Here is a 19,116-nt window from a genome sequence, read left to right as displayed (position 1 = left end):
CGTCGCCCCGCGCCTCAGTCGCGCCCGACGGCGGCCACCGGCTCCGCGGCCGCGTCGCCGTGCTCGTCGGCGTGGGGGTGGTCGTGCCCGTGGGCGTGCGACGCGTCGCCCTCCTCGTGCGTGTGGAGGAAGCCGTTGCCCTCCTCGTCCGCGTGGAAGTGCGGCGCCATCGGGCCCGGGTCCTGCGGCACGTGGGCGCCCGCTCGGTGCGCGGCGAGCAGCGTCTGCACCCACGTCGTGAGCGCGTCGATCGACTCGCGGTCGAGGCGCGAGAGGGCGAGCACCGGGGCGCCGTCGCGCGCGGCCGTCGCGTCGAGGACCATGCGTGGCACGTCGACGCCCACGTAGGGCGCGAGGTCCGTCTTGTTGACGACGAGCAGGTCCGCCCGGGCGATCCCCGGCCCGCCCTTGCGTGCGACGTCCCCGCCGCCCGCGACGTCGAGCACGAAGATCTGCGCGTCCACGAGCGCGGGCGAGAACGTGGCGGTGAGGTTGTCCCCACCGGACTCGACGAGCACGACGTCGAGCGGCGCGAAGTCCTCCTCGAGGTCCTCGACGGCGAGCAGGTTGGCGGTCACGTCGTCGCGGATGGCGGTGTGCGGGCACGCGCCGGTCTCGACGGCGCGGATGCGCTCGGGGTCGAGCACGCCCGCGGAGCGCAGGAAGCGCGCGTCCTCGTCGGTGTAGATGTCGTTCGTGATGACGCCGAGCTGCAGCACGCCGGACAGCTCGCGGCACAGGAGCGCGATGAGCGAGCTCTTGCCCGTGCCGACAGGGCCGGCGACGCCGAGGCGCAGGGAACGAGTACTGGCGGGGGTCGTCTGATCAGGCACTGAACAGCCTCTCGGTGGTGCGGGCGTGGAGCTCGGCCCACTGCTCGACGAGCGGTGCGCCGTGCGCAGGGATCGCGCGGGGGTCGGTCAGGTGGGCGACGTCGTGGGCGAGCGCGTCGATCGCGGGCTGGGCGGCGACGACCCAGCCCGTCGCGACGACCGGGTCGACGGGCTCGAGCTTGAGCGTCGCGGCCGCGACGGTCTGCACGTCCTCGTACCCGACGAGGCGCGCGACCTGGAGCGCGGACAGCCCCGCGCACGCGGCGGTCACGCCGAGCACCACCGGTCGCGGGGGCTGCGGCGCCCTGCGGCCGGCCGCCGCCCGACCCCCCGGACCGGGCCCGGTGCCCGACGGCGCCCGCTCGGCCGACGGAGCGCCCGCGCCCGCGTCGGGCACCCCGTCGGCGCGCCGCGCGTCGGCGACGAGCGCCGCCGCCTCGTCCAGCGCGACGACGGCGGGATGCCCGGCCCACAGCCGGCGCAGGAGCCGCAGATAGCCGCGGCCGAGCCGCTGCGACGTCTCGCGCAGGGCGTGCGACGGCGTCCGGGCCGTCCAGGCGACCCACGTTCCGGCGAGGCCGCGCGCCGCGGACGCCACGCCGTCGGGCACTTCGACGGACGGCGCGCGATCCGCGGAGGCCGGTTCCGCGCCGTCGGGCCTGGGACCGGCCGCGAGCGCCACGTGCCGCGCGACGACCGCCGTGGCCGCCTCGACGCGCGTGACCGTGGCGAGGCGCGCGCGCACGTAGTCGGGCACGCGCGCCGCGGGCATGCCCGCCCGCAGCGCGGGCTCGAGGCCCGCGGACTGCGTGTGCCCGCCGGTGGGCAGGCGCGCGTCGGCGAGCAGCGCGAGCATGAGCTCCGCGCGCCCCTCCGCGTCGACCTCCCGCATCTCGCTCATGGCTCAGAACAGCGAGTAGAGCTGCGCGAGCGGCAGCCGGTCGGCGGGCGCGGGGACGACGAGCTCGCCGTCGACCTCGATCGCGAAGGACTCGGGGTCGATGTCGATCTGCGGCAGGTAGTCGTTGTTCTTCATCTGCGCCTTGCCGACGCCCCGCGTGTCCGCCACCGGGAGGAGCTGTCGTGCGAGTCCGAGCCGCTCCTCCAGGCCGTCGTCGAGCGCGGCGGGCGAGACGAACGACATCGACACGTCGGCACCGATCGCGTCGGCGAGCGCCGGCCGCATGAGCACGGGCTGCGGCGACGGGATGGACGCGTTCGGGTCGCCCAGCGCGCCCCACACGAGCGCGCCGCCCTTCATCACGACGCTCGGCCGGACGCCGAAGAGCTTGGGCTCCCACAGCACGAGGTCCGCGACCTTGCCCGGCTCGACCGATCCCACGTACGCGTCGATCCCGTGCGCGACGGCCGGGTTGATCGTGTACTTGGCGACGTACCGGCGCGCGCGCAGGTTGTCCGCCGGCAGCTCCGGCCCGCGCGCGCCGCCCGGGTGCGCGCCGCGGCGTGCCTTCATGACGTGCGCGACCTGCCACGTGCGCGTGACGACCTCGCCGATGCGGCCCATGGCCTGCGCGTCGGACGACGTGATCGACATGGCGCCGAGGTCGTGGAGCACGTCCTCGGCGGCGATGGTCGTGCCACGGATGCGCGACTCGGCGAACGCGAGGTCCTCGGCGACCTGCGGGTTGAGGTGGTGGCACACCATGAGCATGTCGAGGTGCTCGGCGACGGTGTTGACCGTGTGCGGGAGCGTCGGGTTGGTCGACCCCGGGATGACGTTCGGGTGGCTCGCGACCGTGAGGATGTCCGGCGCGTGGCCGCCGCCCGCGCCCTCGGCGTGGAACGCGTGGATCGAGCGGCCGCCGATCGCGCGCAGCGTCGACTCGACGAACCCGGCCTCGTTGAGCGAGTCGGAGTGCAGCGCGACCTGCAGCCCCCAGTCGTCGGCGGCGCGCAGCGCGGCGTCGATCGCGGCCGGCGTCGAGCCCCAGTCCTCGTGCACCTTGTAGCCGCCCGCGCCCGCCATGGCCTGCTCGCGCAGGCCCTCGGCGCTCACGGTGTTGCCCTTAGCGAGCAGCAGGACGTTCACGGGGAGCCGGTCGAGCGAGCGGTGGATCGCCTCGAGGTGCCACGCCCCGGGCGTGACGGTCGTGGCCTTGGTGCCCTCGCTCGGCCCGGTGCCGCCGCCGGCGACGGTCGTGATGCCCGTCGCGAGCGCCTCGACGACCTGCGACGGCGAGATGAGGTGCACGTGCGAGTCGATGCCGCCCGCGGTGAGGATCTTGCCCTCGCCGGAGACGACGTCGGTCGACGGTCCGATGTGCAGGTCCGGGTGCACGCCGTCCGCCACGTCGGGGTTGCCCGCGCGGCCCAGCGCGACGATCCGCCCGTCCCGGATCCCGACGTCCGCCTTGACGATCCCCCACCAGTCCAGCACGACGGCGTTCGTGACCACCGTGTCGAGCGCGCCCTCGGCGCGGGTCGTCGACCCCTGCGCCATCGACTCGCGGATCGACTTGCCGCCGCCGAAGACGACCTCCTCGCCGCCGAACGTGCGGTCCTCCTCGACCTCGATCCACAGGTCGGTGTCGCCGAGGCGCACCTGGTCGCCCGTCGTCGGGCCGTACAGCGCGACGTAGCGCTCGCGCGAGATCGCGACCATGCGTCAGTCCTCCTCAGGAGTGGTCGTGCTCCGCGCGCCGAACCCGGGGTCTGTCCCCACGTCCGCCGGATCCTGGGGAGCGTTCCCGGGTTCGGCAGGCTCGGTCGCGCGGTCCAGCACGCCGCCGTCGGGCTTGCCGCGCTGGAGGCCGGGCACGCGCCGGCGGCCGCGGAGCGCGACGGCCTCGACCTCGGCGGACGCGCCCGGTTCGAAGCGCCGGGACGTTCCGGACGGGACGTCGAGCCGGAACCCGTGCGCGGCGGCGCGGTCGAACGAGAGCGCGGCGTTGGCGTCGGGCAGGTGGAGGTGGGAGCCGATCTGCACGGGCCGGTCCCCCGTGTTCGTCACGACCAGCGTCACGCGCTCGTCGTCGGTGCGGTCGGCGTTGAGGACGACGGGCACGTCCTCGGTACCGCGCTTGAGCCGGATCGCGCCAGGTCCGCTCGTGCTGATGCCTGCCATGGGTCGCCTCGCTCTCGCTGAGCCTCGTGCGTGCGCCGGACCGGGCCGGGTCAGGCGATGGGCTGGTGGATGGTGACGAGCTTGCGCCCGTCGGGGAACGTCGCCTCGACCTGGACGTCGGGCAGCATCTCCGCGACCCCGTCCATCACCTCGTCGCGACGGAGCACCGCGCGCCCGGAGACCATGAGCTCCTCGACGCCCGCCCCTTCGCGAGCCCGCTCGATCACCCACGTCGTCAGCAGGGCGACGGTCTCCGGGTAGTTGAGCAGCACGCCGCGCTCGCGCCGGTCGCGCGCGACCATGCCCGCGACGGCGAGCAGCAGCTTCTCGGTGTCCGCGGGTGTCAGGTGCATGGCGGCGATCCTGCCGGGCGTTCGTTTCCGGCGTGTATACACGGCGTTATACGCGCGTGTACCGCTGCTTCCCCGGACCACCGGTGGCCGGAGGAGGACTCCCGCGGGCACGACGAAGGCCGCCGACCGGGCGAACCCGGCCGACGGCCTTCGATGTCCTGCGACCTCCCGGACGAGGCCGGGAGAGGGTCAGGCGTGGATCAGAAGTCCATGCCGCCCATGCCACCGTCGCCGCCCGGCATGGCCGGAGCCTTCTCCGGCTTGTCGGCGACGACGGCCTCGGTCGTGAGGAAGAGCGCCGCGATGGAGGCGGCGTTCTGCAGCGCGGAGCGCGTGACCTTGACCGGGTCGTTCACGCCGGCGGCGAGGAGGTCCTCGTACACGCCGGTCGCGGCGTTGAGGCCCTGGCCCGCGGGGAGGTTGCGCACCTTCTCCGCGACGACGCCGCCCTCGAGGCCCGCGTTGACGGCGATCTGCTTGAGCGGGGCGTCGATCGCGGCGCGCACGATCTGCGCACCGGTCGCCTCGTCACCCTCGAGCTCGAGCTTCTCGAACGCCACGGCACCGGCCTGGATGAGCGCGACGCCACCACCGGCGACGATGCCCTCCTCGACGGCCGCCTTCGCGTTGCGCACGGCGTCCTCGATGCGGTGCTTGCGCTCCTTGAGCTCGACCTCCGTCGCGGCACCCGCCTTGATGACGGCCACGCCGCCGGCGAGCTTCGCGAGGCGCTCCTGGAGCTTCTCGCGGTCGTAGTCGGAGTCCGACTTCTCGATCTCGCCACGGATCTGGTTGACGCGACCCTGGATCAGGTCGGCGTCGCCCGCACCCTCGACGATCGTGGTCTCGTCCTTGGTGACGACGACCTTGCGCGCCTGGCCGAGCAGGTCCAGCGTCGCGTTCTCGAGCTTGAGGCCCACCGTCTCGGTGATGACCTGGCCGCCGGTGAGGATCGCGATGTCCTGGAGCATGGCCTTGCGGCGGTCGCCGAAGCCCGGGGCCTTGACGGCGACGGACTTGAACGTGCCACGGATCTTGTTGAGCACCAGGGTCGCGAGCGCCTCGCCCTCGACGTCCTCGGCGATGATGAGGAGCGAGCGGCCGGCCTTCATGACCTGGTCGAGGACCGGGAGCAGGTCCTTCACGTTCGAGATCTTGGACTCGACGATGAGGACGTACGGGTCCTCGAGCACAGCCTCCTGGCGCTCGGGGTCCGTCTCGAAGTAGCGCGCGAGGAAGCCCTTGTCGAAGCGCATGCCCTCGGTGAGCTCGAGCTCGAGGCCGAACGTGTTCGACTCCTCGACCGTGATGACGCCCTCCTTGCCCACCTTGTCGAGGGCCTCGGCGATGAGCTCGCCGATCGCGGGGTCGCCGGCGGAGATGGCGGCCGTGGCGGCGATCTCCTCCTTGGTCTCGATCTCCTTGGCGGCGTTGAGCAGCTGCTCGGTCACCGCGTCGACGGCCTTCTCGATGCCGCGCTTGACGGCGATCGGGTTGGCGCCGGCCGCGACGACGCGCAGGCCCTCGCGCACGAGCGCCTGGGCGAGCACGGTCGCGGTGGTGGTGCCGTCACCCGCGACGTCGTCGGTCTTCTTGGCGACCTCCTTGACGAGCTCCGCACCGATCTTCTCGTACGGGTCCTCGAGCTCGATCTCCTTGGCGATGGAGACGCCGTCGTTCGTGATGGTCGGCGCGCCCCACTTCTTGTCGAGCACGACGTTGCGGCCCTTGGGGCCGAGGGTGACCTTGACGGTGTCGGCGAGGGCGTTGAGCCCACGCTCCATGCTCCGACGAGCCTCCTCGTCGAAGGCGATGATCTTGGCCATGGGGAATGATCCTCCGCTGGTGGCGTATGGCGGTCGGCCGGCGCCCGCGACGGACGGCCCGCGACGGGCGGCGTTCATGTCACGCCGCCGGGGCGGGCCTCACCTGTCGACCTGGTGTGGTGCGCCGCACCCGCGGTGAGCGGCTGCCTGCGCTGGTCACTTCTGTCACTCTCATGACGAGAGTGCTAACGCCATTATTGGCACTCGCGGGGGGCGAGTGCAAGACAGCCCGTCACGGCCCGTCCCCGTATCGCGACGGGCGAAACCCGCCGCACCACTCGACCCCCTTAGGATGCGCGGTGTGATCCGCGCAACACCGTCGTGGCGCCTCGCAGCAGCCCTGGCCGGCTGCGTGCTGGTCCCTGCCCTCGGCCTCACCGCCGCGACCGCCGTCGCCGCCCCCACGGGCGAGCACATCGACCTGTACCAGGACGGCGTGGCCGTCACGACCGCACCCGGCGGCGGCACCGCGCTCCTGCGCCTCGCCCCCGGTGCCGCGGCGACCTACCTTCCCGGCAGTCGCGTGCTCGACCCGGCGACCCTCGACCCGGTCGCGCTCGCCGCAGGAGTCGACCCGGCAGACGGTGAGGCGGACCGGCTCGCGCAGGTCGCCGGGGCCCGGCTCGACGCGGCGGCGCTCCTCGACACCGGACGGGCGCAGGACGCCGCCGCCGCGTCGCGCACGTGGCTCGCGTCCGGCGTCGTCCCCGGCGTGGACGGCCCGTTCGCCGCGCTCGGCGAGGCCGCGCTCCTCGACCTGCGCGCCCTGACCCTCGACGACGGCGCCGCGCTCGCCGCCGCCTCCCCCAAGTGGCGCTACGTGTGGCCGCGCGACGCGTCGTTCACCGCGGCGGCGTTCGCGCGCACCGGGCACGTCGACGACGCACGGGACGTCCTCGGCTTCCTCGCCCGCGTCCAGGAGGACGACGGGTCGTTCCACGCCCGCTACCTGCCCGACGGCTCGGGTGTCCCCGACGACCGCGGCCACCAGTCCGACGGCGTCGGCTGGGTCCTGTGGGCGACCGACGTCGTGCTCGAGGAGACGCCCGCCGCCGAACGGCGCCGGGCCGCCGCGGAGCTGCGGCCCCTCGTCGACGCCGCGACCGACCACGCGCTCTCGCTCGTCGACGGCGAGGACCCGCTGCCCCCGCCGTCGAGCGACTACTGGGAGGTCGAGCCGACGGCCCTGACCCTCGGCACCGCCGGACCCCTGCTCGCCGGGCTCGAGGGTGCCGCCGACGTCTACGCCGCCGTGGGCGAGACCGACCGGGCGACCGACGCGACGCTCGCTGCCGCCCGGCTGCGCATGGCCGTCGAGCGGTCGTTCGGGTCGCAGGGCTACCCGCGGCACGTGACCGGCGGCGCGCGGGACGCATCGACCGCGTTCGTCCTGCCCCCGTTCCAGCCCGAGCCGCTCGCGGGAGCGGACGTCGCGTGGCGCGCGTCCGTGACGGAGATGCTGCGCCCCGCCGGTGGGCTCGCACCCGGGGCGGGCTGGCGCGAGGACGGCATCTCCTGGACGCCGCAGACGACGCTCTACGCACTCACCGCGGCGTCGTCGTCGGACCCGGAGGACCGGGCCGACGCCCAGGAGTGGCTCCGCTGGGTCGACGACCACCGCACCGCGTCCGGCGCGATCCCGGAGAAGGTCCTCGCGGACGGCTCGCCCGCCGCCGTCGCTCCGCTGTCGTGGAGCTCGGCGCTCGTCGTGCTCGCGCTCGTGGAGCTCGACACGACCACCGCCGCCCCGGCGAGGTAGAGGCGTGGTCGGGTGAGGTAGAGGGCGTGGTCGCGAAGCGCTACCTGGCGCCCACTCCCGACGTCGGCGCCAGATCGGGCTCCGCGCGGACGTCGAACTCTCGGCGCAGCACGCGCCGCGCCGCGTACCAGCCGCCGAGCCCGTGCACGCCCGGCCCGGGCGGTGTGGACGCCGAGCACAGGTAGACGCCCTCGAGCCCGACGGCGTACGGGTCGAGCCGGGGCGTCGGCCGCGCGACCATCTGCCACATGCTGACGGCGCCGCCCGCGATGTCCCCGCCGACGTAGCTCTCGTCGTGCGCGGCCATCTCCGCGGCGGGGACGCAGCGGGACGCCACGACGAGGTCCCGAACCCCCGGGGCGAACCGTTCGAGCTGGCCGAGGACGTCCTCGGTCACGTCGCGCGTCGAGCCGGCGGGCACGTGCGCGTACGTCCACAGCGGCCGCAGGCCGTCCGCCTCGCGCGCCGGGTCGACGACGGTCGGGTCGCTCGCGAGCATCATCGGCCGCACCGCGTGCCGGCCGGCCGCGACGTCCGACTCCGAACGCGCCATCTCGGCGCGCGTGCCGCCGACGTGCACAGTCCCGGCCCGACCCACCTCCGGGTCCGCCCACGGGACCGGCCCGGAGAGGACGAGGTCGACCTTCGCGGCCGCGTCGCCGTGCCGGAAGCGCCGCAGGGCCCACTCGGCGCGCGGCGAGAGGCGGTCGCCGAACACGTCCGCGACGACGCCGGGCGTCGTGTCGAAGACGTACGCCCGCGCACGCGGCAGGTCGGCGAAGGCACCGACCCGGTGTCCGGTGACGACCTCGCCGCCGTGCGCGCGCAGGTCGTCCAGGAGAGCCGCGACGATCGTGCCCGAGCCGCCCTTCGGCAGCGGCCAGCCGCCCGGCGCGTGGCCGAGCGAGGCGAGCAGGAGCGCCGTCCCCGCGGCGGCCAGCGACGGCAGGCGGGAGATCGCGTGCGCCGCGACGCCCGTGAGCAGCGCCCCCGCCTCCTCGGTCCGGAAACGCCGGCCCCAGGCCGCGCTCCCCTGCTCGAGGACCGCCGCACCGAACCGGGCCGCCGCCCCTGCGCCGCTCGGCGTCAGCACGCGCCCCGGCACCGACCGCTTGTCACCGAGGGCGACCGCGACGACGTCGCGCCAGCCCTCGGCGAGCGGGCCGAGCAGCGCGCGCCAGGCGGCACCGTCGACGCCGAGACGCTCCACCGTGCGGTCGAGGTCGTGATAGGCGATGCCCGCGCGACCGCCGTCGAGCGGCTGCGCGTACGACGCCTCGGGCACGAGCAGCTCCACGCCGCGCGCGCCCAGGTCGAACGCCTCGAAGAACGGCGACGCCCACGCCATCGGGTGCACGGCCGAGCACACGTCGTGCACGACCCCGTCCGCGAGACCGAGGTCGAGCGTGCGCGAGCCGCCGCCGATCGTCGGCTGCGCCTCGAGGACGCGCACGGCGAGGCCGGCACGTGCGAGAGTCACGGCGGCGGCCAGCCCGTTGGGGCCCGAACCGACGACGACGGCGTCGAGGTTCTCCGTCACGCGACCCTCGCGAGCGGCGTCAGAGCGGCCGCACCTGCTCGGCCTGCGGGCCCTTGGTGCCCTGGCCGAGCTCGAACTCGACCTCCTGGCCCTCGTCGAGCGTGCGGTAGCCGTCGGTCTGGATCGCGCTGAAGTGCACGAAGAGGTCCTGTCCCCCGGCCGCGGGCGTGATGAACCCGTAGCCCTTCTCGGAGTTGAACCACTTCACGGTGCCCTGAGCCATCTACGTCTCCTCGTGCATCGTCGCCCGCGAGGCGACCCCCGCCCCGTGGTAGCCCGAGCCTAGCCCGCCGACGGCGTGCACGGAAGGTCGACAGGACGCGTGTCCGACCCGTGGCGCACGAGTGAACCACCAGGTCAGCGCGACGGCGCGACCAGGGCTGCGATGACAGGGGCGCGGGGCGTCAGCCGACCGGTGCGAGCGCGGACTTCACGACGACGACGACGTCGCCCTCGCGCAGCGACGGGACCTCCTCGACGTTCTCGGCCGGGATACCCAGGGCCGCCGCCACGGCGGCCGCGGTGTCGTTGCGGTTCGGCACATACCAGACGGTGTTGGCCTCCTGACCGGAGCCGCCGTCGGGGTATGCCGCGAACTCGACGTTCGTGAAGCCCTGGGCCTCCAGAGCGTCCTTGCCGACGCGGGACTCACCCTCGGGCCCGCCGTCGTTCAGCACGCGCACGTACGCGCTCGGGTCGGCAGCGGCCATGAGCGTCGCGAGGTCCGGAGCCGCGGGCGTCTCCTCGACGGGCGGTTCCTCCGTCGCCGGCGGCTCTTCCTCCGCGGGGGGCTCTTCCGTCTCCTCGGCGGGCGGCGCCTCGGTCTCCTCCGCGGCGGGGTCCGTGGACTGCGCCTGCGGCGGGTTCTCGGTCGCGCCGTTGTCCGACAGCAGCGCGACGCCCCCGTACGCGAGGCCGGCGAAGACGACGGCGACCAGCAGGAACGGCCACGTCTTGCTCCACCCGCTGCGCGGCGTGCGGTGCACCCCCACGGGGGAGCCCTGCTGCGCGGGCGCGTCGAACTCGTCGGGCGCGTAGGGGTAGCGGCTCTTCGTCACGGCGACAGGGTAGCCCGGTCAGGCCCGTTGGCTAAACGCCCAGTTCGCCCGGACTTCACGGGCGAAGGTCCGTCGCACGTCAGAGCCCTTCGAGCCGACGGGCCGTGCGAGCCCGCTGCCTGGTGGAACGCATCCGGCGCAGCCGCTTGACGAGCATCGGGTCGTGCGCGAGCGCCGCCGGGGAGTCGATGAGCGCGTTGAGCACCTGGTAGTAGCGCGTCGCGGTCATGTCGAACAGCTCGCGCACCGCCTGCTCCTTGGCGCCCGAGTACTTCCACCACTGCCGCTCGAACGCCAGGATCTTCTGGTCGCGCTCGCTCAGGCCCGACGCCGAGCCCTCCTGGACGGTCGGGTCGCCGACCGCGTCGGGTCCGTCGAGCACGTACGCCGCCTCGCTCATCGTTCCCTCCCTGCACTCTCTCGTCACCAGACCTGCGCACTGCGGTGCGCGCGGACGCCTCTCAGCGTACGCACGAACCACACGGGTGTCATTCGTCCTCGCCGTGGTCTGCCGAGAGCCTGCCGAGGCGCTCCGCGCGCCGGTTAGGCTCGGGCCGTGGAGAGCGCACCCGTCCAGCCCGTCGCCGTCGACCCGGGCAGCACCCCGGCCGTCACCGATCCGGCGCCGAGCCCCCGCCCCCCGCTCGCGAGCATCATGGCGCCCGACTGGGCCGAGGCGCTCGCGCCCGTCGAGCCCCAGCTCCACGCGACGGGGGACTTCCTGCGCGCGGAGGTCGCGGCCGGCCGCGAGTACCTGCCCGCGCCGTCGGCGATCCTCAACGCCTTCTCGCGTCCGCTCGCGGACGTGCGCGTGCTCGTCGTCGGGCAGGACCCCTACCCGACGCCGGGGCACCCGATGGGGCTGTCGTTCTCCGTGCAGCCGCACGTGCGCCCGGTGCCGCGATCGCTCCAGAACATCTTCGCGGAGCTCGCGGAGGACGTCGGCGCCCCGACGCCCGCGAACGGCGACCTCACCGCGTGGAGCGACCAGGGCGTCATGCTGCTCAACAGGGTGCTCACCGTCCGGCCGGGCGAGCCCGGGTCCCACCGCGGCCAGGGGTGGGAGGCCGTCACGGAGGCCGCGATCCGGGCGCTCGTCGCGCGCGACGCCCCGCTCGTCGCGATCCTGTGGGGCCGCGACGCCGCGACGCTGCGCCCGATGCTCGGCGACACCCCCGTCGTCGCGAGCGCCCACCCCAGCCCGCTCTCTGCCCGCAGGGGTTTCTTCGGCTCCCGCCCGTTCTCCCGCGTCAACGAGCTCCTCGTCGCCCAGGGCGCCGCCCCCGTCGACTGGACCCTCCCGACCGCGTGATCTCACCGTCGAGGTAGAGCCCTGGTCACCCGAAACAGCGGCGGGGTCACGGTGCACGGCTCTACCTCGGCGACCAGGGCTCTACCTCGGACGCCTGAGGCTCGGCACACCACAGATCTGGCTCGGTGGTGCACGGCCACCGCGGGAGCAGAATGGGCGGGTGACGCAGAACCCGACGACCACTCCCCTGGCCGGTGACGCCTCCGACGACTCCCGCCCCGACGCCGCACCGCCCCGGTGGACGAGCTACCTCGCGATCGGCGACTCGTTCACCGAAGGGCTGTGGGACCCGTACCCCGGCGAGGACGACCACCAGCGCGGCTGGGCCGACCTCCTCGCCCAGCATCTCGCCCTCCGGCGGGTCGAGGCGGGTGCCGATCCGCTGCGCTACGGCAACCTGGCGATCCGCGGGCGCAAGCTCCGCTCCATCCTCACCGAGCAGGTCCCGACGGCGCTCGAGCTGCGGCCCGACCTCGTGAGCCTCATCGGCGGCGGCAACGACATCCTGCGGCCGGGGGCCGACGTCGACCGCCTCGCGCGCAACCTCGAGCACGCCGTCGCCAGGCTGCGCGCAGCGGGGATCGACGTGCTCCTCGGCACGGGCTTCGACGCCTCCAGCTCGCCGCTCGTGGGCCTCACGCGCCCGCGCGTGGGGGTGTACAACGCGCACGTCTGGTCGATCGCGCGCCGACAGGGCGCGCACGTGCTCGATCTGTGGGGCATGCGCGCGCTGCAGGACTGGCGCATGTGGTCCGAGGACCGCATCCACCTCACGCCCGAAGGACACCGGCGCGTGGCGCAGGCCGCGCTCGTCGGACTGGGACTCGCTCCCGACGACGCGGCGTGGGACGACCCGCTCACCCCGCTCCCGCCGTCGCCGGCCATCGACCGCGCGCGCCAGAACGCGCAGTGGCTGCGTGCGCACGTCGTGCCGTGGGCGCAGCGTCGCCTCACGGGGACGTCGTCGGGCGACGGGCGGCTCCCCAAGGCTCCCGACCTCCTGCCCGTCCCGCTCGCGGAGGACTGAGCGCGGCCGGGCCGACGGGTCGAGGAGACCCGTCGGCCCGGCCGTCGTGGGCGTCGCCGTCAGCAGGTCCGCGCGGGGTACGCCACCTCCTGCGTGACGCGCGGGCCACCGCCGGACGGGACGGCCGTCACGGTGACGCTGCCCGCTTCCAGGCCGCTCGACCGGGCCGAGAACGACTGGTAGCCGTTCGCGCCGCCGGCGACCGCGGCGAACGACTTCTCGCCGAACGGGGTCGTGACACCGATGTCGAGCGGCCCGGCGCCCTCGTTGTGGGCGCGGACGGCGACGTACGCCGTGCCGGCGAGGCAGCGGACCTGTGCCTCGATCCCGACCTGCGGGGCCTGCGGCGTCGCGGCGATCAGGGCGCCGAGCGCGCTCGCCTGGGTGCGCCAGTCGAACACGTTCGGGTGCTGCGCCGACTCGCCGCCGGCCCAGCGCACGCCGAGCCTGTCGCCCGCGATCCGGTCCTGCGACCAGATCGTCGCAGCCTGCCGGTCGACGAACTCCTGGTACCGCTCGGCGCCCGTCGTGTCGGTGAGGTCCATGACGTACCTCATGAAGATGCCCTTGAACTGCTTGCCGTTGTCGTCGCAGGTCCTGTCGAGCGCGTCGCAGCTCTCGGTGAGGACCCCGTCCGCGACGAGCGCGTCCGAGGCCAGCGCGGCGTCGGCGAGGCGCTGCGCAGTCTCCAGGGGCTGCGCGTCGCCCGTGGCGCGGTGGAGCTCCAGGCCGGCGCCGACGGCGAGCCCCTGGTTGTAGCTCCAGACCGTGCCGCCGTTGTTGCGGCAGTCGGTAGTCAGGCCGTCGTTGACGAGGCCCTCCTCGTTGATCATCCCGCTGGCGAGGAGCCAGTCCCAGCCGGTCTGCGCACGGTCCAGCCACACCGTGTCGCCGTCGACGCGGTTGTGGAGCTCGGCGGCGAGCCGGACGTACAGCCCGTTGGTCACGGCGTTCTTGTACGTCTTCTCGGCGTCCCACCACACGCCGCCGTCGCACGTGCCCGTGTCCCAGTAGCCGTGCACGTACTCGGCGATCGTGACCGACATGTCGAGGTACTTCTGGTCTCCCGTCAGGTCGTACGCGGCCGCCCAGGTGAGGCCCCACCACGCGGCGTCGTCGATCGCCCGGCTCGTGAAGTTGCCGAGGATCTCGTCGCTCGACATCTCGCCCGCGGGGAACGGGGCCTTGTTCCGCTCGAACGTACGGTCGACCTGGGCCAGGTAGCTCCGATCGCCCGTGCGCTCCATGTAGTCGATCACCGTGTTCGTCGCGACGGCGGAGTTCCACCAGCTCGACGGCCACCACGCCTTCTCCGGGTCGTAGTCGCCCATGAGCGTCCGGACGGCGCTCGCCGCGCGCTGCGTGGCGGGCGGGTTCTCGATGAGGGCGACGACCAGCGGCAGGAGCACCGCGCGGGCGCCCTCGGTCACCGCCTCGGGGGACGCGCCCGTGATCGCGTCCCGCAACCCGGTCAGCGCCTGGGCGACACCGGCCGCGTGGGCGCCGTCGAGCTGCGCGGCCGCGTCGTCGACGAGGCTCACGAGCGCCAGCGCCGTCGCGGGGTCCACGTCACCGCTGCGCTGCAGGGCTCCGATCTGGGCGCGGATCTCGTCGAGGCCGGTGCTCGGCGCGAGCCACTGCGAGACGAGCAGGGTGAGCTCGTCGCGCGTCCGGTCGTCGAGGAGCTCGGTCGCGGTGGTGTCGACGGCGGCACGCAGCAGGCGGACCTGCTCCAGCACCCCGGCCGCGTCCTTCGCGTCCTCGGCCTCCTGCGCCGCCGCCACCACGGCCCCGAGCCGCTCCGCGGTGCTCGCCGGGATGCGGCCGTCGTCGAGCGCCGCAGCGATCGCGGCGGCGAGCTCGCGCACCTTCGGCGTGTGCGCGAGGAGCTCGACCTCCGCGAGCGCCGTCGTCGCACCCGTCGAGGCCGTGACGTGCAGCCGGTACTGGCGGTACACGCCCGGGTCGGCGATCGCGAAGGCCCGCGTCTCGAGGCGGGACGCGAACGACTGGCCCGAGCGCTCGTCGAGCGCCGTCCACTCCTGCCCGTCCGTCGATCCCTCGAGCGTCCAGGCGCTCGGGTCCGTCCCGTCGCCCCCTGCCGACGTGAGCGTGTACATCGCCGCCCGCGCCGTCGTCCCCGTCGCCCCGAACGTCATGCTCGGCGTGGCCGAGCCGAACGCGACCTCCGCCGCAGCGGTGTCGTCGGCGAGATCGGTGCCGTCGACACCCTCCTCGTCGGTCGTGACCGTCCAGGCGCTCGTGACGTCCGCGAGCGGGTCGGGAAGGTCGTCACCCTGGGTGATCGACGGCGGAGCGTCGTCCGCGCCGGTGCCCCACGCGGACGGCGTCGGGCCCATGTCGAGCAAGATCGTGCCGCCGTCGGCGAGCTGGTCGTGCGTCAGGTACGTCGCGGACTGTTCGACGCCGTTCACCGTCACGCCCTGCACGTAGACGTTCTGCGCGCTGTTGTCCGGCGCGTCGATGACGAGGTCCTCGCCGTTCTCGAGGTGGATCGTCGCGCGCGTGAACAGGGGCGAGCCGATCGCGTACGTCGGGCTGCCGACCTGCAGCGGGTAGAACCCGAGCGCGCTGAACAGCCACCAGGCCGACATCTCGCCGTTGTCCTCGTCGCCGGGGTAGCCCTGGCCCATGTCGTTGCCGGTGAACGAGCGGGCCAGCGCGGTCCGCACGACCTCGGCCGTCTTCGACGGCTCGCCCGCGAAGGCGTACATGTACGGGATGTGGTGCGAGACCTGGTTGCTCAGGCCCCACTGGCCCTGGCGCACCGCCTTGGCCTCGCGCATCTCGTGGATGACGCCGCCGTACGAGCCCGGCTTGGACGCCGTCTCCGGCGTGGCGAAGAACTCGTCGAGCTTCGCGCCGAGCGCGTCGGTGCCGCCGAGGAGGTTGGCCAGGCCCCGGCCGTCCTGCACGGCGTGGAACGCGAAGTTCCAGCCGTCGGTCTCGGTGAACTCGTTGCCCCAGACCTCGGGGTCGAAGTCGGCCGCCGACTGCGCCCACGAGCCGTCCTCGGTCCGGCCGCGCAGGAAGCCGGTCGTGGGGTCGAACAGCGTCGAGTAGTTGAGTGCCCGGTTCAGGTAGTACTCGTAGTTGTCCGCGTACTCCTGGTGGCGCGGGTCGTCGTCGCCGCTCGTGTCGAGGAGCTTCTTCGACATGGTCGCGATGCCGTAGTCGTTGAGGTAGTCCTCGAGCGACCACGACGCGCTCTCGTGCGTCGACGTCGGCGTGTAGCCGAGGAACGTGGCGGGGTCGAGGCCCTTGCGACCCACGCTCGCGTCCGGCGGCACCGTCGACGCGTTCTTGAGCGCGGCGTCGTACGCGGCCTGCACGTCGATCCCGGGGACGTCCTTGAGGTAGGCGTCGGCGAACGCGACGTCCGAGCTCGTGCCCGTCATGCTGTCGGCGTAGCCCGGGGCGGACCACCGCGAGATCCAGCCGCCGTCCTCGTACTGCTGCACGAAGCCGTTCACGAGCTCGCCCGCCTTGCTCGGGTACAGCAGCGAGTACGCGGGCCACGCGGTGCGGTAGGTGTCCCAGAACCCGTTGTTGACATAGACCGTGCCGTCCACGATGCGCGCGCCGGTCCGGGTCGCCGTCGTGCCCTCGGGCGCGGGGTTGCCGGAGGCCGAGGACTGCACGACGTGCTGGTAGACCGGGTCCTCGGCCGTGCCCGTGTTCTCGTGGCCCGAGTTCGGGTAGAGGCTCAGGCGGTAGAGGTTCGAGTAGAGCGAGACGAGCTGGTCGTGGCTCGCGCCCTCGACCTCGATCACGCCGAGCGTGTCGTCCCAGAGCTCCTGCGCGCGGTCCCTCACCGTGTCGAACGTGTCGTCGGAGATCTCGAGGTCCAGGTTGTGCTTCGCCTGGTCCACGCTCATGAGCGACGTGGCGAGGCGCAGCGTCACGACCTTCTCGTCGGACGTGTCGAACGACAGGTAGCCCGTCACGTCGCCGCCGCCCCCGCCCGTGAGGGGGCCGCTGCCGGTCACAGGACGATCGACCGTGCCGTAGACGAACATGCGCGTCATGCCCGCCGAGCTGCCCGGCGTGCTCACGTCGGTGTAGCCGGAGACGACGCCGTCCTCGGCGTCGAGGGTCAGTCCGCCCGCGCTGGTCACGTTGTCGAAGACCAGGTGCGACTCGTCACCCGTGAACGTGAACCGGAAGATGGCCGCGTGGTCGGTCGGCGCGATCTCGGTGCGCAGGCCGTCGTCGAACGTCACCCCGTAGTAGTGGGCGCGCGCGACCTCGTCGTCGTGGCTGAAAGTCAGGGCGCGCGCGGACCGGTTCGCCGTGGGCGTCCCGGCAGACCCGGACGGCATGACCTGGAAGGTCTGCCGGTCGCCCATCCACGGGCTGGGCTCGTGGCTGAGGGAGAACGCCTGGATCGCCGTCCGGTTCTGCTCGTCGTTGCCGTTCTGGTACTCGTACAGCCAGCGGTTCGTGCCGGCGTTCGTGACCGGGGTCCAGAAGTTGAACCCGTGCGGCACCGCTGTCGCGGGGATCGTGTTCCCGCGCGAGAAGTCACCGTTCGCGTTGGTCCCGCGGGTCGTGACGACGTAGTCCGACGGGCGCTCCGCGATCGGCTGCTCGGGCTCGCCGGTCACGGCGACGTCGTCGAACCAGCCGCTGAAGTCACCCGGGCCGTCGGGGTTGTCGTAGCCGACGAGCACGCGGTCGATGGTCCGGCCGGCCGCGACCTCGCCGATCCGAGAGACGACCGAGTTCCACTGGTTCGTGGAGAGGGTCTTCGCCGAGCCCTGGCCCTGCGGGCTCAGACCCCCGCCGTGCTGGTCGACGGCACCGAGCTCGCTGAGGTACGTCCCGTCGGTGAACGCGAGGTCGACGGCGGCAAACGTGCTCGCGTAGGCGAGGTCGTTCTCCGCCGCCTCGGGGAAGATCTTGTAGGAGAGCTCGGTGTCCTCGCCGACGGGGACGTCGACGTCGAGCACCTTCGCGTACGCGTACCCGCGACCGTCCGTCGTCTGGCTGCCGCCGTAGTGCAGCGCGGCGACGCCCGTCCATCCGACCTCCGACGGCGCGGTGTACGCGCTGCTCGGACCGGAGCCGACCTCTGCGGTCATGTCCGTCGCGGCGAGCGGCTCGGTCGCGAGCTGCAGCTCGGCGAGCTGGGTGCCGTCGCTCCCGCTGTTGGACGTGATGTCGAGCCGGTAGAACCGGTACTCGCCGGGCGACGCGACCGTGTAGCCGCGGGTCTGGAACCGCTCCGAGAAGGTCTGGTTCGTCCGCGCGTCCAGCGCGGTCCAGCTCGTGCCGTCCGGAGAGCCCTGGAGCGTCCAGGCGCGCGGGTCGCGGCCCGGCGCGTCGTTCGCGGAGGACAGCGCGTACGCCTTGACCGTGGTCGCCGCGTCGAGCTCGTACGTGATCCGGGCGGTACGGGCGCCGGCGAGCCACTTCGTCGCGACGTCGCCGTCCGCGAGCTTGTCCGCGGTCTCGTTCGGCGCGTTCTCCGCGCTCGCGGTGACGTGCGCGACGCGGTCCGTCACGTCGCCCGGGAAGTCCACGCCCCCGGGGACGAGGCGCCGGACCGAGGTCCCCGAGATCACGGCGTCCACGGCTGCGGTGTCGTGCGTGCGGATCTGGAACTGCGGCGTGCCGCCGCCGGAGGAGGGACGCGTGAAGTCCACGACGACCGTCCGCGGCTCGGCGGAGAGCGTCACGTACGTGCCGCCGACGTCGGAGCTCCCGCTGTAGACGTTGAGGAAGGCCTTGCCCGACCCCGTCAGGGTCGCCTCGGCGCGCATCGTCACGCCGCGCTCGAGCGCGGGCATCGGCACCTGCACCCACGTCTCGCCCTTCGCGTCCATCGCCCAGCGCTGGGCGGGGTCACCGCCCGGGGTGGTGGTCACCTCGAGCGTCCCGGGCACAGAGCCCACCCCGTTCTGGAACGGGCCCTCCCAGCCGAGCTCGTCCGTCGAGCCGCCCAGCACGTCGTCCCCGCTGGGTGTGCTCGGGCTGCGCTCGAGGACCGCGGTGCCCACGACGCCGTCGACCCGCGGGCCGCCCGCCGTCTCCTCGGGCGTGCTCGTCCAGTCGAGCGGCTGGTCGCCGGGCTCGAACGACGTCGAGAGGTCGCCGGCGGCGGCCTGCGCCGCGGGCGCGGCCTGGGCGGTGACCGAGCCGGCCGCGAGCGCCGTCCCGCTGAGCAGCAGGCTCAGCGCGACGGTGGCGGCGATGCCTCGGCCCGCCGTCTCCCGGAGCAGGGGTGGGTGCGTTCGGTGAAGTGACATCGATGTCCTTCGGGGAGGGCGAGCGACGGTGCTCGCGGATGACAGCGCTGG

General features: G+C 73.7%; 14 protein-coding genes. 3 read left to right on the top strand and 11 right to left on the bottom strand.

The window, feature by feature from the left end; all coding sequences use genetic code 11:
• Positions 1-14: 14 nt before the first annotated feature.
• From ureG to groL, 6 genes are all read right to left on the bottom strand, one after another.
• Complete coding sequence (ureG, locus tag ACFVN3_RS15605) at positions 15-833, bottom strand: urease accessory protein UreG (protein WP_378233820.1); 819 nt, start codon at positions 831-833, stop codon at positions 15-17.
• Entirely contained in the window at positions 826-1,734 is a 909-nt protein-coding gene (locus ACFVN3_RS15600) for an urease accessory UreF family protein (protein ID WP_378233819.1), read from the bottom strand. The genes ureG and ACFVN3_RS15600 overlap by 8 nt, the downstream gene beginning before the upstream one ends.
• A gap of 3 nt (positions 1,735-1,737) precedes the next feature.
• On the bottom strand, positions 1,738-3,456 hold the full coding sequence (locus ACFVN3_RS15595; protein WP_240201357.1) for an urease subunit alpha: 1,719 nt from the start codon (positions 3,454-3,456) through the stop codon (positions 1,738-1,740).
• Between the two features lie 3 nt (positions 3,457-3,459).
• Positions 3,460-3,918, bottom strand: coding sequence for an urease subunit beta (ureB, locus tag ACFVN3_RS15590; RefSeq protein ID WP_378233818.1), 459 nt, complete (start codon positions 3,916-3,918; stop codon positions 3,460-3,462).
• Between the two features lie 50 nt (positions 3,919-3,968).
• Complete coding sequence (locus tag ACFVN3_RS15585) at positions 3,969-4,271, bottom strand: urease subunit gamma (RefSeq protein WP_378233817.1); 303 nt, start codon at positions 4,269-4,271, stop codon at positions 3,969-3,971.
• Positions 4,272-4,471: 200 nt separating this feature from the next.
• Positions 4,472-6,097 carry a chaperonin GroEL gene (groL, locus tag ACFVN3_RS15580; protein WP_378233816.1) on the bottom strand — a complete coding sequence of 542 codons (1,626 nt, stop codon included), beginning with the start codon at positions 6,095-6,097 and terminating at the stop codon, positions 4,472-4,474.
• A 292-nt stretch (positions 6,098-6,389) separates the two neighbouring features.
• Between groL and ACFVN3_RS15575 the strand changes: the two genes are divergently transcribed.
• The gene (locus ACFVN3_RS15575) at positions 6,390-7,856 is read left to right on the top strand and encodes a glycoside hydrolase family 15 (protein ID WP_378233815.1); all 1,467 of its coding nucleotides are present in this window, start codon (positions 6,390-6,392) and stop codon (positions 7,854-7,856) included.
• A 40-nt stretch (positions 7,857-7,896) separates the two neighbouring features.
• Here the strand turns inward: ACFVN3_RS15575 and ACFVN3_RS15570 are convergent, their stop codons facing one another.
• The 4 genes from ACFVN3_RS15570 to ACFVN3_RS15555 all read right to left on the bottom strand — a co-directional run bounded on the left by ACFVN3_RS15570 (position 7,897) and on the right by ACFVN3_RS15555 (position 10,854).
• The gene (locus ACFVN3_RS15570) at positions 7,897-9,396 is read right to left on the bottom strand and encodes a phytoene desaturase family protein (protein ID WP_378233814.1); all 1,500 of its coding nucleotides are present in this window, start codon (positions 9,394-9,396) and stop codon (positions 7,897-7,899) included.
• Positions 9,397-9,415: 19 nt separating this feature from the next.
• A complete protein-coding gene (locus ACFVN3_RS15565; protein ID WP_047232397.1) occupies positions 9,416-9,619 on the bottom strand; it encodes a cold-shock protein in 204 nt (67 codons plus the stop codon).
• Between the two features lie 181 nt (positions 9,620-9,800).
• Positions 9,801-10,454 (bottom strand): LytR C-terminal domain-containing protein, encoded by a 654-nt coding sequence (locus ACFVN3_RS15560; RefSeq protein ID WP_378233813.1) that lies wholly within the window; start codon positions 10,452-10,454, stop codon positions 9,801-9,803.
• Positions 10,455-10,533: 79 nt separating this feature from the next.
• Positions 10,534-10,854 (bottom strand): DUF3263 domain-containing protein, encoded by a 321-nt coding sequence (locus ACFVN3_RS15555; RefSeq protein ID WP_378233812.1) that lies wholly within the window; start codon positions 10,852-10,854, stop codon positions 10,534-10,536.
• Positions 10,855-11,106: 252 nt separating this feature from the next.
• Here ACFVN3_RS15555 and ACFVN3_RS15550 point away from each other — a divergent pair, with 252 nt between their 5' ends.
• Together ACFVN3_RS15550 and ACFVN3_RS15545 are read left to right on the top strand one after the other, a co-directional pair.
• Positions 11,107-11,766 carry a uracil-DNA glycosylase gene (locus ACFVN3_RS15550; protein ID WP_378233873.1) on the top strand — a complete coding sequence of 220 codons (660 nt, stop codon included), beginning with the start codon at positions 11,107-11,109 and terminating at the stop codon, positions 11,764-11,766.
• A 160-nt stretch (positions 11,767-11,926) separates the two neighbouring features.
• Positions 11,927-12,793 carry an SGNH/GDSL hydrolase family protein gene (locus ACFVN3_RS15545; RefSeq protein WP_378233811.1) on the top strand — a complete coding sequence of 289 codons (867 nt, stop codon included), beginning with the start codon at positions 11,927-11,929 and terminating at the stop codon, positions 12,791-12,793.
• Positions 12,794-12,852: 59 nt separating this feature from the next.
• Here the strand turns inward: ACFVN3_RS15545 and ACFVN3_RS15540 are convergent, their stop codons facing one another.
• On the bottom strand, positions 12,853-19,065 hold the full coding sequence (locus tag ACFVN3_RS15540; RefSeq protein WP_378233810.1) for a GH92 family glycosyl hydrolase: 6,213 nt from the start codon (positions 19,063-19,065) through the stop codon (positions 12,853-12,855).
• Positions 19,066-19,116 lie beyond the last annotated feature (51 nt).

Origin of the sequence: Cellulosimicrobium sp. NPDC057862, assembly GCF_042797035.1 — a bacterium.
GTDB lineage: Bacteria > Actinomycetota > Actinomycetes > Actinomycetales > Cellulomonadaceae > Cellulosimicrobium.
Note: the sequence above shows the minus strand (reverse complement) of the source record. Positions and strands in the feature narration are given on the sequence as shown.